This is a genomic window from Halomonas sp. QHL1, from assembly GCF_001882345.1.
Taxonomy (GTDB): domain Bacteria; phylum Pseudomonadota; class Gammaproteobacteria; order Pseudomonadales; family Halomonadaceae; genus Vreelandella.
The window spans coordinates 3,903,390-3,915,446 of the sequence record NZ_MINL01000001.1; the positions used below are offsets into that span (position 1 = coordinate 3,903,390).

Annotated in this window: 14 protein-coding genes; 10 read left to right on the plus strand and 4 right to left on the minus strand. The window is 56.1% G+C overall.

All coding sequences use genetic code 11. From position 1 onward, the window contains the following. Window positions 1–138 precede the first annotated feature (138 nt). Window positions 139–564 carry a PRC-barrel domain-containing protein gene (locus QHL1GM_RS17870; protein WP_071695683.1) on the minus strand — a complete coding sequence of 142 codons (426 nt, stop codon included), beginning with the start codon at window positions 562–564 and terminating at the stop codon, window positions 139–141. Window positions 565–986: 422 nt separating this feature from the next. Between QHL1GM_RS17870 and QHL1GM_RS17875 the strand changes: the two genes are divergently transcribed. After that, window positions 987–1,943, plus strand: coding sequence for a L,D-transpeptidase family protein (locus QHL1GM_RS17875; RefSeq protein WP_071695684.1), 957 nt, complete (start codon window positions 987–989; stop codon window positions 1,941–1,943). A gap of 14 nt (window positions 1,944–1,957) precedes the next feature. On the opposite strand, the gene QHL1GM_RS17880 is transcribed toward QHL1GM_RS17875, so the two are convergent. Next, window positions 1,958–2,626 carry a 2OG-Fe(II) oxygenase gene (locus tag QHL1GM_RS17880; RefSeq protein ID WP_071695685.1) on the minus strand — a complete coding sequence of 223 codons (669 nt, stop codon included), beginning with the start codon at window positions 2,624–2,626 and terminating at the stop codon, window positions 1,958–1,960. Beyond that, on the minus strand, window positions 2,623–3,294 hold the full coding sequence (locus QHL1GM_RS17885; RefSeq protein ID WP_175540399.1) for a CoA pyrophosphatase: 672 nt from the start codon (window positions 3,292–3,294) through the stop codon (window positions 2,623–2,625). The genes QHL1GM_RS17880 and QHL1GM_RS17885 overlap by 4 nt, the downstream gene beginning before the upstream one ends. Window positions 3,295–3,388: 94 nt before the next feature. Between QHL1GM_RS17885 and QHL1GM_RS17890 the strand changes: the two genes are divergently transcribed. Beyond that, complete coding sequence (locus tag QHL1GM_RS17890) at window positions 3,389–3,946, plus strand: NUDIX hydrolase (protein ID WP_022520502.1); 558 nt, start codon at window positions 3,389–3,391, stop codon at window positions 3,944–3,946. Window positions 3,947–3,974: 28 nt separating this feature from the next. On the opposite strand, the gene QHL1GM_RS17895 is transcribed toward QHL1GM_RS17890, so the two are convergent. Then, window positions 3,975–4,286, minus strand: coding sequence for an NGG1p interacting factor NIF3 (locus QHL1GM_RS17895; RefSeq protein WP_071695687.1), 312 nt, complete (start codon window positions 4,284–4,286; stop codon window positions 3,975–3,977). Window positions 4,287–4,427: 141 nt separating this feature from the next. On the opposite strand from QHL1GM_RS17895, the gene QHL1GM_RS17900 reads away from it, so the two are divergent. The 8 genes from QHL1GM_RS17900 to QHL1GM_RS17935 all read left to right on the plus strand — a co-directional run bounded on the left by QHL1GM_RS17900 (window position 4,428) and on the right by QHL1GM_RS17935 (window position 12,031). After that, window positions 4,428–5,378 carry a sugar-binding transcriptional regulator gene (locus QHL1GM_RS17900; protein ID WP_071696047.1) on the plus strand — a complete coding sequence of 317 codons (951 nt, stop codon included), beginning with the start codon at window positions 4,428–4,430 and terminating at the stop codon, window positions 5,376–5,378. Window positions 5,379–5,570: 192 nt separating this feature from the next. Then, the gene (locus tag QHL1GM_RS17905; protein WP_071695688.1) at window positions 5,571–6,890 is read left to right on the plus strand and encodes a sugar ABC transporter substrate-binding protein; all 1,320 of its coding nucleotides are present in this window, start codon (window positions 5,571–5,573) and stop codon (window positions 6,888–6,890) included. A gap of 67 nt (window positions 6,891–6,957) precedes the next feature. Next, entirely contained in the window at window positions 6,958–7,848 is an 891-nt protein-coding gene (locus tag QHL1GM_RS17910; protein ID WP_071695689.1) for a carbohydrate ABC transporter permease, read from the plus strand. A gap of 29 nt (window positions 7,849–7,877) precedes the next feature. Continuing rightward, entirely contained in the window at window positions 7,878–8,744 is an 867-nt protein-coding gene (locus QHL1GM_RS17915; protein ID WP_071695690.1) for a carbohydrate ABC transporter permease, read from the plus strand. 12 nt (window positions 8,745–8,756) lie between these two features. Then, the gene (locus tag QHL1GM_RS17920; RefSeq protein WP_071695691.1) at window positions 8,757–9,908 is read left to right on the plus strand and encodes an ABC transporter ATP-binding protein; all 1,152 of its coding nucleotides are present in this window, start codon (window positions 8,757–8,759) and stop codon (window positions 9,906–9,908) included. Beyond that, window positions 9,905–10,585, plus strand: a complete 681-nt coding sequence (locus QHL1GM_RS17925) for an HAD family phosphatase (protein ID WP_071695692.1) — start codon at window positions 9,905–9,907, stop codon at window positions 10,583–10,585. Before QHL1GM_RS17920 ends, QHL1GM_RS17925 begins: the two co-directional genes overlap by 4 nt. Before the next feature lie 32 nt (window positions 10,586–10,617). Next, window positions 10,618–11,403, plus strand: a complete 786-nt coding sequence (locus QHL1GM_RS17930; RefSeq protein ID WP_071695693.1) for an L-iditol 2-dehydrogenase — start codon at window positions 10,618–10,620, stop codon at window positions 11,401–11,403. Between the two features lie 7 nt (window positions 11,404–11,410). Beyond that, on the plus strand, window positions 11,411–12,031 hold the full coding sequence (locus QHL1GM_RS17935) for a nucleoside/nucleotide kinase family protein (RefSeq protein WP_071695694.1): 621 nt from the start codon (window positions 11,411–11,413) through the stop codon (window positions 12,029–12,031). Window positions 12,032–12,057 lie beyond the last annotated feature (26 nt).

Below are 12,057 nucleotides of genomic sequence, written 5' to 3' on the forward strand. Positions count from 1 at the left end.
CTCGCGTATAGACAGTGTGCGCGAGCCATTTTGCTTTTTTAAATTGATTAGAGTTTTTTAAATGTTTGTTCGTTTTTTAAATGGCTAGCATTAAAAAAGCCTTGGCAGTTGCCAAGGCTTTTAATAACTAGCTAGTGCTTATTCGTCTTTGTCTTCGTCGCGGCTATACTCTTCAGCTGCTTCAAGCGCATCTTCTGACGCATTAACGGTGATGACGTAATCTTCGCCTTCTTCGTCTTTTGTCAGCTCAAGTGAATCCCATTCGATGGCCACGTTTTTCTCGCCCATACCGAGGAAACCACCAACGCCAACGACGACAGCGTTAATTTGACCATCTTCATCGATCACCAGGTCAGTGATGGTGCCGATATCTTCGTCATCTTCGACGCTGCTTTTGACTCGATTGCCGGTTAAGGCATCAGCATGGAAAGTGCCTGCTGGCGTTTCAGTCAGGTAGGTCGCTTCCATGGTAGTGGTATTCTCTTCGGCATTTACTGTGCCAGCGGCAAACATAAAAGCCGGAACCATGAGAGTGCCTAGAATAGCGGGTTTGATATTTTTCATTTTGCTTGCTCCTTGCGATTTTATTGGGCTTAACGACTCCGCGTAACAACCCGAATAAATCAATAGCGTCGGTTTTGGCTTCGTTTAAAATAAGCGATAGCTACACCGATACTATTATTCCTAGATGTGTTAATTATCCCGGCGATTTAATGCATCAGGATAATTGACGCTATCTTGCGCTTCACTGCGCTAAGACAACTATCAGGTTAGTCGCTGTGTACAAAAATACAACTATTCAATAGAAACTTTTAGGTAACACGATCGCTTTTGTTTCGCTCCCATTGGCCTAGGCCCGGGTCCTAGTGCGACAGTCTGTCGAGTTGACCCGCCCCCGCCCAGTGTTCATATTCGTCTCCAAATGACTCGCTTTTTATCCCCGGTTTGATAAAAGTGAGATCGCATAAAAAGGAGAATCCCTGATCATGACATCCCACCCTTTGCAGTATTTTAAGCAGTTCTGCGTCAGCAGCGTTGCGCTAGGCGCTTGGCTATTAGCCTCAAGTGCTGTGGCCGATAGCAGCGAGCTGCCCAAAGGCCATTTTCTGCTGCCTGAAGAGGGCAATATGGTGGGCCAGGTGTATACCGTCACGGCGACCGCAGAGGATACGCTGCTGGATATTGCCCGGGCGCACAACGTGGGCTACGAAGAAATTCGTATGGCCAACCCGGATACCAGCCTCTGGGTACCGGGAGAAGGAACCGAGGTGACGATCCCCGGGCAGTATATTCTTCCCGATGAGGCGCGTAGCGGCATTGTAATCAACGTAGCGGAGCTGCGCCTTTACTACTACCCAGAGGTAGACGAGGGCGAGACGCCGCGGGTAGAAACATACCCTATTGGTATCGGGCGGGATGCGTATAACACCCCGCTGGGAATTACCGAAACCACCATGCGGCTTGAAAACCCGGCCTGGTACCCACCTGAGTCGATTCGTCGTGAAGCCGCCGAGCGGGGTGACCCGGCCCCGGCGGTGGTTCCCCCCGGCGCCGACAATCCCTTAGGTCAATACGCTATTTTGCTGGATATTCCCGGTTACCTGATCCATGGCACCAACCAGCCCGATGGTATTGGTATGCGGGCTAGCCGAGGCTGTATCCGCATGCACCCGGAAGATATCGAGTCGGTCTTTTGGCGGGTGCCGGTAGGCACCCAGGTCAATATTATCGATTCGCCGATCAAGGTAGGCTGGGGTCAAGGGAAAGAGAGTTACATACAAGCCTTCACAGCGACAGATGAGCAAGCATTTGGTATGGAAACGCTGTTAAACGTTGTTGGTTTAATTGAACAGCATGACGGTGGTAACGCCTCCAGCGTCAACTACGAGCAGGTAAGTGAAATATTAGAGCAAGCGAATGGCCAGATCGTGCCGATTAGCTAAATGATGGTGCAGCGCTAGCGTGCTGGATCCAACACCCCACCCAGTGATGCATTGCGCCTAAACCAACCCGCAATGCTGGTACGTGAGCAGCGCGTAGGCAGCACTTCATGGGGAATGGTTTCAGATAAGAAGCAGGCGAAGGTGCCCGCCTCGGGTACCACCCGGGCGACCTCTTGGCTGGGGTCGTCCGGGTGGTAAATCACCATTTCGCCGCCACCGTCGCTGGGCCAGTCGGGTGTCAGGTAGCCAACGGTTGAGATGACTCGGTTGGCACGACCGCGAAAGCTATCCAGATGACGTTGGTAAAAAGCGCCCGGTGGGTAGTGGGCAAAGTGGGCTTCGTACTCAAATAAGCCCAAAAACAGCGCGTGGTTAAGCGCCTGCTGCAGCTCGCTCATGGCGTCTAAGTAACGCCGTTGGGCAGCGCTTTCCCGATCAAGCCAGTGAATAGCGTCTCCGCGGATATCTTTGCGCAGCAGGTGCTGTTGGCCGCGGCCAATCCCTGCTTCATCCAGTCCGTTATAGGCCGCCCGGTGTAGAAGCTCATTATTCAGCGCGTCGCATAGCTCCAGGTCAATAACCCCGCGGCCCACATACCAGCCCTGTTCAACCAGCGCATCCACAAGAGCGACCTGCGTCGCGGGCTGAAGCGCAGGTGACGACGTAGCAACACTGGGTGTCATTGGTTGGATCTCGATGGCGCTTCGCCGGTAGCGGCCGTGAAGGGTTTAGAGAGTCGGCTTTTCCGTTCTGGATAGTGGCGCAGCGGCCCCTGGGGGCGCTGATATAAATCAATCGGCATACCGAAGCCTTCGGCCAGCAATTCCACCAGCATCATGGCAGATAATCCCCAAATCACATGGCCGTCCACATGATAGCTGGGCACGTAGTGGGCAACGCCATCCACGGTAATCACGTCGGTATGGGTGCGGTGATCATCTAAAAAGTGACTCAGCGGCACTTCAAAAATCGCGTCCAGCTCGCCGGGGTCGGCAATCAACGGTAAATCCGGCGGAATAATGCCGACCCAGGGGGTAACGCGTATACCGTGCAGCGAAATAACGTCCGACAGCCGCCCCAGGGGTTGCACCAGAGCGGGGTCGAGGGCAATCTCCTCTTCTGCCTCGCGCAGTGCAGTGGCGTAAAGATCGCTATCAAAGGGCTCGCGCTTGCCGCCTGGGAATGCTACCTGGCCGCTATGGGTGCTCAAATGGCTGGCCCTGCGGGTAAACAGCAAGGTAGGCGCTGGGCGTTCGACGATCGGCAACAGCACGGCAGCTTCGGGCATCACGATGTGATCCAAGCGTTGAGGAGACAATTGTTGCAGCTGTTTACGCAGTTTCTCTAACATGGGGCATCCAGTTACTTTGTTCTCTTTTACCCAGCAGCGGTCGTTGACGTCAAGCGCGTCGAGGCTTCTATTCACTAGCCGTTGAGAATACGCGATGAACTTTTGCAGCCAGTGTGGTGATAAAGTACGTTTTGCCGTCCCGGAAGGCGATGACCGCCCGCGCTACCTGTGTGATGCCTGCGGCACAATTCACTATCAAAATCCGCGCATTGTGGCCGGTACGCTGCCCGTTAGCGGTAGTAAAGTGCTGCTCTGTAAACGGGCGATTTCACCGCGCAAAGGCTACTGGACGCTGCCCGCTGGCTATATGGAAAACGCTGAATCAACCCAGCAGGCAGCTTCCAGAGAGACCCGTGAAGAGGCCTGTGCCGAAGTCGAGCTGGCCAACCTCTACACCCTGATTGACCTGCCGCATATCAATCAGGTGTATATGATTTTCCGTGCCGAGCTAGTCGGTGGCTTTAGCGCCGGGCCGGAAAGCCTGGAAGTCGCGCTGTTTGAAGAGCATGAAATCCCTTGGGATGAGCTTGCCTTCATGACCATTGAGCGCACGCTCAAACACTTTTACGCCGACCGCCCCCGCAATGAATTTCCGCTGCATATCAGCATGGTGACTCCAGAAGACCGCGAGCGCTATTTTGGCAGCGCATGAGTCATTAACACCCCGACGAAAAAACCACTTACAGATCGGCCAACTGCCATACATCATAAGCGACTTCTTCGTAGGGGTGGGCAAGTTTCAAGGCCGCGATGGCGCCGTGAATATGCGCTTCATCGCACAGCAGCTCGACTTTGAACTCTTCGACTTTTTCCAAGCTGCCCACTGAGCCGATATGCGGGTGGGCGCCTTCCGTTGGGCAAAACTGCCCCGTACCACGGGTTTGAAAACAGACATTTTCGTATGCCCCCATCCGGCCAGCACCGGCTTCAAACACCGCCTGCTTGACGCTTTCGGCATCTTCTATGGGGACAAAAAAAGCGAGTTTATACATGCTGTGTCTCCAAGCAATCTATCCATTGAGAAACGCTGAACTCTGGCTATGTTAGCGGATAGGCGACTACTGGTCGCGGGCTTGGCTTTGTATGATGATACTTTTATGAATGTCACCTACGTCTTTTATGTGAGCCACCCTATGGATAAATTTGAGGTAAAGCTGGATCAGGCAGCCAGAGCCGCCTGGATGTCTTACGTCGGTGGAATGACCCAGGATGATATCGCTAGCCAGTTGGGTGTTTCACGGCCAGGCGTGCAGCGCTTATTGGCGTTGGCCCGCCAGGAAGGGCTGGTCAAAGTGCATATAGATCATCCTATCTCTAACTGTATGGCGCTGGGCAGCACGCTGCGTGATCACTTTGGCTTGACCTACTGTGAAGTGGTACCTGCCGATAATCACGCCGCTGACAGCGCTGCTTCCTACCTGGCAATCGCTGCCGCCGAGCGTATTGCACAGTTGGTTGAGCGCAGCGAACCGTTGACACTGTCGTTAGGCACCGGGCGTTCGGTGCGTGCAGCGGTAGAAGCACTTAGCCGGCTTGAGCGGCCCCAACATCGCTTTGTATCGCTGGTCGGCAATGTCGCCCGGGATGGTTCGGCCAACCGTTATGACGCGGTGATGGTAATGGCGGATAAAACGGGCGGCGAGCGCTTCTTACTGCCTGCGCCGGTGGTTGCTGAATCGCTAGCTGAAAAAGAGGCGATGCTCGCGCAGCGTCTTTTTAAGGCGATTGCCGATGTGGCCCGGGAGTCAGAAGCGGCGTTTATTGGCATTGGGCGCATCGACCGTCAGGCCACGCTGTTTCAAGACCATTTCATTAGTGAAAGCGAGCTGAATGAATTGCTGGGCCTGAAAGCGGTAGGGGAGTTGCTCGGCTGGCCGCTGAATCGGGACGGCGAGGTGATCGACTGCTCGATTACCCGGCGGGTCACCAGTCTTCCGCTGGAGCGCTTTGGTAAGCACCATATGGTGGCAATCGCGGGAGGCCACGAGAAGGCCCCGGCAATTCACGCCGCGCTGCGCGGCGGCTGGCTAAAAGGCTTGGTTACCGACGAAGTGGCTGCTCGGCAGATCGTCGAAGCACTCTAGGGCATTAAAGCCGCTCTAGGTCTTTAAAACCTAAGTGGGTGCACTGCAATATGCATTAGGGGTAATAAGTTAGCGTAAAGTCTAAGCCAATCAGCTTTGCTTTTTTTTGGCTTACGTACGATCATTTGTTCGATAGATGATCAATAAGATCAAGGCGACAACAATGCCAATACCAGCCCATAGGAGCACTTTATGCGACTCGCACGTCACTTGCCTGTTACCACGCTAGCGGCCGCCATTGCCATGTCGGGCCACGCCCAGGCGCAAACCGAAATTACCGTGGCCACGGTTAACAACAACGATATGGTGATTATGCAGAGCCTCACCGAGGCATTTGAAGAAGCTCACCCCGATATCACCCTGGACTGGGTGGTGCTTGAGGAGAACGTGCTACGTCAGCGCATGACCACCGATATTGCTACTGGTGGCGGCCAATTCGACGTGATGACCATCGGTACTTACGAAGTACCTATTTGGGCAGAGCGCGGCTGGCTGTCTCCCCTGGATAGTCTGCCCGATGCCTACAACGAAGACGATCTGCTGACCTCGGTACGCGATGGCTTGAGCCTGGATGGCACGCTTCACGCGCTGCCGTTTTATGCCGAAAGCTCGATGATGTACTACCGCCAGGATCTGTTTGAGAAGGCGGGTATTGAAATGAGCGATCAGCCCACCTGGGAAGAAGTGCGTGAGTGGGCGGGCGAGTTGCACGGCAGCGAAGAGGGGCTGGCCGGTATCTGTCTGCGCGGTAAACCAGGCTGGGGCGAAAACATGGCCTTTGTCTCCACCCTGGTGAACACCTACGGTGGCCGCTGGTTTGACGAAGAGTGGAACCCTGAACTCAACTCTGAGGAGTGGGTTAGCGCTATCCAGTTCTATGTCGATTTGCTCAATGACTACGGTCCCCCAGGCGCAAGCTCCAACGGCTTTAACGAAAACCTGGCGCTGTTCTCACGCGGCAACTGCGCTATGTGGGTGGATGCCACGTCGGCAGCGGGCAAGCTGTATGACGGCAATGAGTCCGATGTTGCGGACAGCTTAGGCTTTGCTCCGGCACCGGTGGCAGAAACACCTAAAGGCTCACACTGGTTGTGGTCCTGGGCGCTAGCTATCCCAGCCTCTTCAGAGAACCAGGAAGCGGCACGCGAGTTTATTACCTGGGCGACCTCACAAGAGTACATTGAACTGGTCGGTGAAACCCAAGGCTGGACCAGCGTGCCGCCAGGTACACGTGAGTCGACCTACGCCAATGAGCAGTACACCGAAGCAGCCCCCTTTGCTGACTTCGTGCTAAAGGCTATTCAGGACGCCGACCCAACCGACTCTACCCTGGAACCCAACCCCTACGTGGGTGTGCAGTTCGTCGGCATTCCAGAGTTTCAGTCGATCGGTACCCAGGTAGGCCAAACCATTGCCGCAGCGCTAACCGGTGACACCACGGTGGAGCAGGCGTTAGAAAGTGCTCAGCGTGCCACCGAACGCACCATGCAGCGGGCTGGTTATCTAGATTGATGGCCGCAATGCCTGCCTTGACTAGCTAGGCAGGCATTGCACCCACACTGTTTCTGCAGGTATTCCCATGAATAAAACACGTGCTTCCGGCCGTACAGTCGGTGGGCTGAGAACGCTGTCGCTCCAAGCGCCGGCCGTGACGCTACTGCTGCTATGGATGATTGTGCCGCTAGGCATGACGCTGTGGTTCTCCTTTCAGTATTACAACCTGCTAATGCCTGGCATGACCGGCTTTGCCGGGTTGGAAAACTATGAATATCTTCTCACCGACCCAGCCCTTTGGGCCGCCATGGGCAACACGCTGCTGCTGGTAGGTTGGGTGTTGGCGATTACCGTGGTAGGCGGCACCCTGCTGGCGGTGCTGTTCCAACAGGAGTTTGCAGGTCGCGGGATCGCCCGTGTGTTGGCGATCTCGCCCTTTTTTGTGATGCCCACCGTTAGTGCTCTGGTGTGGAAAAATATGATGATGCATCCCTCCAATGGGGTGCTGGCGTGGCTGTCTGAGTCTATCGGCCTGCCCGCCGTCGACTGGTTCTCCTCGCTGCCGCTGACCTCGATTGTGATCATCGTGGCGTGGCAGTGGCTACCGTTTGCGCTGTTGATTCTGCTTACCGCAATGCAGTCGCTGGATGAAGATCAGGTGGAAGCGGCACGTATGGATGGGGCAGGACCGGTGGCGATTTTCTTCTTTATCACTCTGCCGCATCTAAAGCGTGCCATCAGCGTAGTCATCATGATCGAGATGATCTTCCTGCTGACCATTTTTGCCGAGATTTTTGTCACCACCTCCGGTGGCCCAGGCTTGGCGACCACCAATCTGGCTTACCTGATTTACATTCGTGCGCTACTTGATTTCGACGTGGGCACTGCCTCCGCCGGTGGGGTGATCGCGATCATTCTCGCCAATATCGTGGCGATCTTCCTGGTCCGTATGGTGGCCAAAAACCTGGAAGACTAGACCGGCATTTGTGTCCTGGGAGTACTTCGATGACAACATTAAGTTCCAAAACGGCAGCGCCACGCTCGGTGTCAGGATGGCGCTCAGCGCAAAGCAAGCGCATCTTGCTGACGCTTTTGGGTTGGACGGTGGCGCTGGTGATCTTCTTTCCGATTTTCTGGATGATCCTCACCGGGTTTAAAACCGAATCGGCGGCGATTGCTGATCCTACGCTGATTTTTTCGCCCACTTTAGAGAGCTACCAAGCGGTACAGGAGCGCTCGGGCTACGCACGATTTGCGCTTAATAGCGTTGCGGTGGCGTTTGGCTCTACGTTTTTAGCGCTGCTCCTGGCGATTCCGGCGGCCTACGCCATGGCCTTTTTGCCCACTAAGCGTACTAAGGGCACGTTGCTATGGATGCTCTCTACCAAGATGCTGCCCTCGGTGGGCGTGCTGGTGCCGATTTATCTGATCTTCCGAGACACCGGGCTGCTCGACACCCGCACCGGGCTGATCATCATTTACACCCTGATGAACCTGCCGATTGTGGTGTGGATGCTCTACACCTTCTTTAAAGATATGCCCAAAGACATTCTTGAAGCAGGGCGTATGGACGGTGCCTCGACCCTCCAGGAAGTGTTCTTTCTGCTACTGCCGCTAACGCTGCCGGGCATCGCTTCAACGGGCCTGCTATCGGTCATTTTGAGTTGGAACGAGGCGTTCTGGAGTCTCAACCTGACGACCTCAAATGCAGCGCCGTTAACCGCTTATATTGCCTCATTCTCGAGCCCAGAGGGGCTGTTCTGGGCCAAGCTGTCCGCTGCTTCCACCATGGCGATTGCGCCAATTTTGATACTCGGTTGGATGACCCAAAAACAAATGGTACGTGGCCTGACCTTTGGTGCCGTCAAGTAAAGGATTTTCCTCATGGCAACACTACAACTGCACAATATTACCAAGCGTTTCGGCGACACCGAGGTGATCAAAGGCATCGACCTTGAGGTGAACGACCGCGAGTTTGTCGTTTTCGTTGGCCCTTCCGGCTGTGGTAAATCGACCCTGATGCGCATGATCGCCGGGCTGGAAAGCGCAACCGATGGCGATATATTGATCGACGGTCAGCGTATCAATGACGTCGGCCCAGCCGACCGCGGCCTCGCCATGGTGTTCCAGAGCTACGCGCTTTACCCGCATATGACGGTAGAGGGCAACATGGGCTTCAGCATGCGCCTGGCCGGTGTGCCCAAGGAGGAGCGCCGCGCCAAGGTGCTGGAGGCGGCCAAAATTCTGCAGCTAGAGCCGCTGTTAGACCGCAAGCCCAAAGCGCTCTCCGGCGGTCAGCGCCAGCGGGTGGCGATTGGCCGTGCGATCGTGCGTAACCCCAGCATCTTCCTGTTTGACGAGCCGCTCTCCAACCTGGATGCCGCGCTACGTGTGCAGATGCGCATCGAGCTTGCGCGCCTGCATGATGAGCTGGACGCCACCATGATCTACGTCACCCACGACCAGATCGAAGCGATGACCATGGCGGATAAAATCGTCGTGCTCCACGACGGCGTGGTCGAGCAGGTGGGCTCGCCCATGGCGCTCTATCACCACCCGTGCAATCGCTTTGTGGCGGGTTTTATTGGCTCACCGAAAATGAATTTTCTGCCGGTAACGCTGACCGGCGTAACGTCTGACGGGGTGGCTATTCGCTTACCCGGTGGCGGCGAGCGCAGCGTGCCGGTTGACGGTGCGCACTTGGATCCTAACGCCACCCTTGAGCTAGGTGTTCGCCCTGAACACCTGGTACTCGAGGAGCATGGACCGTTGAGCGGCGAAATCAAGGTGCTGGAGCGCTTGGGTGGTCAAACCTCGCTCTACGTTCAAATGGACGACGAGCTGATTACTATCATGGCCGATGGCGATGTGGCCTACCGGGTAAACGATACCGTGCGCTTCGGCTTTGATCCCGAGCGTGCCCACCTGTTTGACGCAGGCGGGCAGGCCCTGTCTAGCCTGCAGCAGCATCCGCTAGCGGGGCTGACGCGCCACGATAACCGCGCCCCCGGCTCGCCTTCTGAGGAGCCTGCATGAGGACGCTCATCTTTGACTGCGATGGCGTGCTGGTCGACAGCGAGGCCCTTGCGGAAGGTACGCTGGCGGAGTACCTCTCCCGCTGGCTGCCCGATCTGAATATTGACCAAGCGCTTGGTCAAGCCTTGGGGATGACCACCGGGGATATCCTGCATCATCTGGAAGCGTTAAGTGCCCACAAGCTGCCAATCGATGCCACAGAGCAGGTGGACACCGCCATTGAAGCGCGTCTGGCGCGGGAGCTTAAAGCCATAGACGGTGCCGATAAGGCAATTCGGGGCATCAGCTTGGAAAAGGCGGTGGTTTCCAACAGTCGGCGCAGCCGCGTATTGGCGTCACTGGCAAGCACGGGGTTGGCCAGGGCCTTGGGCGAGGTGCCTATTTTTACCGCTGATCAGGTGGCCCACCCCAAGCCTGACCCCGCGCTCTATCGCCTGGCAGCCTCCCATTTAGGCCAAGTGCCGCGGGATTGCCTGGTGGTGGAAGATAGCGTGGCCGGAGTGACCGCCGCCCATGCCGCGGGCATGTGTGTGATTGGGTTTGTCGGCGCCAGCCATGTGGATGCCGAGCAGTCGGCGCGGCTTATTCAAGCTGGCGCCTGGCGCATTTTAGAGCACATGCACGGCCTGGAAGCCTTGATAGACGAGTGGCAAGCCGATAGCCACCCGGCTAATTGATAAAGGCTCCGCTGAGTAACCTGGAGATAACGATGAAATTAAACAATAAAGTTGCGGTGATTACCGGCGGAGCTCGGGGCATTGGTTTGGCCATTGCCCAGCGTTATTTAAGCGAAGGGGCCAGCGTGGTAGTGGCGGATATTGACCGGGGCGCTATTGATGATGCTTTAGCGACGCTGCAGCAACAGGTGCCTGCTGAAAAGGTGATGGGGGTCGAGTTGAATGTCTGCGATCAGGTGTCAATTGATGCCATGGTCAAAGCAGTAACGGATCGCTTTGACGGCATCGATATTCTGGTCAATAACGCTGCGATTTTTGATATGGCGCCGGTGCTTGAAGTCACTGAGGAAAGCTTTGATACGCAGTTTGCGGTCAATACCAAGGGCATGTTTTTTACCTTGCAGGCGGTTGCCCGTTCGATGGTGGCCCGTGGTCAGGGGGGCAAGATCATCAATATGGCTTCCCAGGCAGGTCGCCGCGGTGAAGCCCTGGTAAGCGTTTACTGCGCCAGCAAAGCCGCGGTGATCAGCCTTACTCAATCCAGCGGGTTGGATCTAATCAAACACCGTATCAACGTCAACGGCATCGCCCCCGGAGTGGTGGACACGCCGATGTGGGAAGAGGTCGACGCAATGTTTGCCCGTTATGAGAACCGTCCGCTCGGCGAGAAAAAACGCCTAGTAGGCGAAGCGGTTCCCTTCGGGCGTATGGGCCTGCCGGAAGATCATACCGGCGCAGCGGTTTTTCTGGCCAGCCAGGACAGCGATTACGTGGTCGCCCAGACGCTCAATGTCGATGGCGGCAACTGGATGAGTTGAGGTTGCCATGACCCCTGATCTTGATGCCTTAGCACAACAGATTATTCATGCCGCCGAAGGCGCTTCGCGTTACCTGGTCGCGCTGGCAGGGCCGCCGGGAGCGGGGAAGTCCTATCGCAGCGCCCAGCTCTGCGATGCCATTAATCAGCGCTTGCCGGGCCAGGTCGGGCTGGTGCCCATGGATGGCTACCACTTCGATAACGCCGTTTTGGGCGAGGAGCAGGTGCCGGTAAAAGGCGCGCCCCACACCTTTGATGTAGAGGGGCTTCGCTGCGACCTCGAGCGCATCCGCCAAGCAGTTCACCCGGTAGCGGTACCCGTGTTTGACCGCCCGCTGGATCTCGCCCGTGCCGGTGGCCGACTCATCACTCTTGAGCAGCGCATCGTCATTGTCGAGGGCAACTACCTGCTGCTGGATCGCTCCCCCTGGCGCGAACTGCGCCCGCTGTTTGATTGGACGCTATTTATAGACGTCGATGACGTCGTGCTGGTTGAGCGGCTGATCAATCGCTGGCTTGAGATGGGCCAGGGGCGAGCCGGGGCGCTGGAGCGCACTCATCACAAAGATATGCTCAACGCTCAATTAATCAAAAATTGCTGTTTACCGCCCGACCAGCGCTGGCGGTAGCCCTTTTTGTTAGCGCTCTTATATCG

Excerpts from the sequence above, each read along its gene's own strand:
- QHL1GM_RS17870 (WP_071695683.1), bottom strand. The coding sequence starts at position 564 with ATGAAAAATATCAAACCCGCTATTCTAGGCACTCTCATGGTTCCGGCT.
- QHL1GM_RS17875 (WP_071695684.1), top strand. The coding sequence starts at position 987 with ATGACATCCCACCCTTTGCAGTATTTTAAGCAGTTCTGCGTCAGCAGC.
- QHL1GM_RS17880 (WP_071695685.1), bottom strand. The coding sequence starts at position 2,626 with ATGACACCCAGTGTTGCTACGTCGTCACCTGCGCTTCAGCCCGCGACG.
- QHL1GM_RS17885 (WP_175540399.1), bottom strand. The coding sequence starts at position 3,294 with ATGTTAGAGAAACTGCGTAAACAGCTGCAACAATTGTCTCCTCAACGC.
- QHL1GM_RS17890 (WP_022520502.1), top strand. The coding sequence starts at position 3,389 with ATGAACTTTTGCAGCCAGTGTGGTGATAAAGTACGTTTTGCCGTCCCG.
- QHL1GM_RS17895 (WP_071695687.1), bottom strand. The coding sequence starts at position 4,286 with ATGTATAAACTCGCTTTTTTTGTCCCCATAGAAGATGCCGAAAGCGTC.
- QHL1GM_RS17900 (WP_071696047.1), top strand. The coding sequence starts at position 4,428 with ATGGATAAATTTGAGGTAAAGCTGGATCAGGCAGCCAGAGCCGCCTGG.
- QHL1GM_RS17905 (WP_071695688.1), top strand. The coding sequence starts at position 5,571 with ATGCGACTCGCACGTCACTTGCCTGTTACCACGCTAGCGGCCGCCATT.
- QHL1GM_RS17910 (WP_071695689.1), top strand. The coding sequence starts at position 6,958 with ATGAATAAAACACGTGCTTCCGGCCGTACAGTCGGTGGGCTGAGAACG.
- QHL1GM_RS17915 (WP_071695690.1), top strand. The coding sequence starts at position 7,878 with ATGACAACATTAAGTTCCAAAACGGCAGCGCCACGCTCGGTGTCAGGA.
- QHL1GM_RS17920 (WP_071695691.1), top strand. The coding sequence starts at position 8,757 with ATGGCAACACTACAACTGCACAATATTACCAAGCGTTTCGGCGACACC.
- QHL1GM_RS17925 (WP_071695692.1), top strand. The coding sequence starts at position 9,905 with ATGAGGACGCTCATCTTTGACTGCGATGGCGTGCTGGTCGACAGCGAG.
- QHL1GM_RS17930 (WP_071695693.1), top strand. The coding sequence starts at position 10,618 with ATGAAATTAAACAATAAAGTTGCGGTGATTACCGGCGGAGCTCGGGGC.
- QHL1GM_RS17935 (WP_071695694.1), top strand. The coding sequence starts at position 11,411 with ATGACCCCTGATCTTGATGCCTTAGCACAACAGATTATTCATGCCGCC.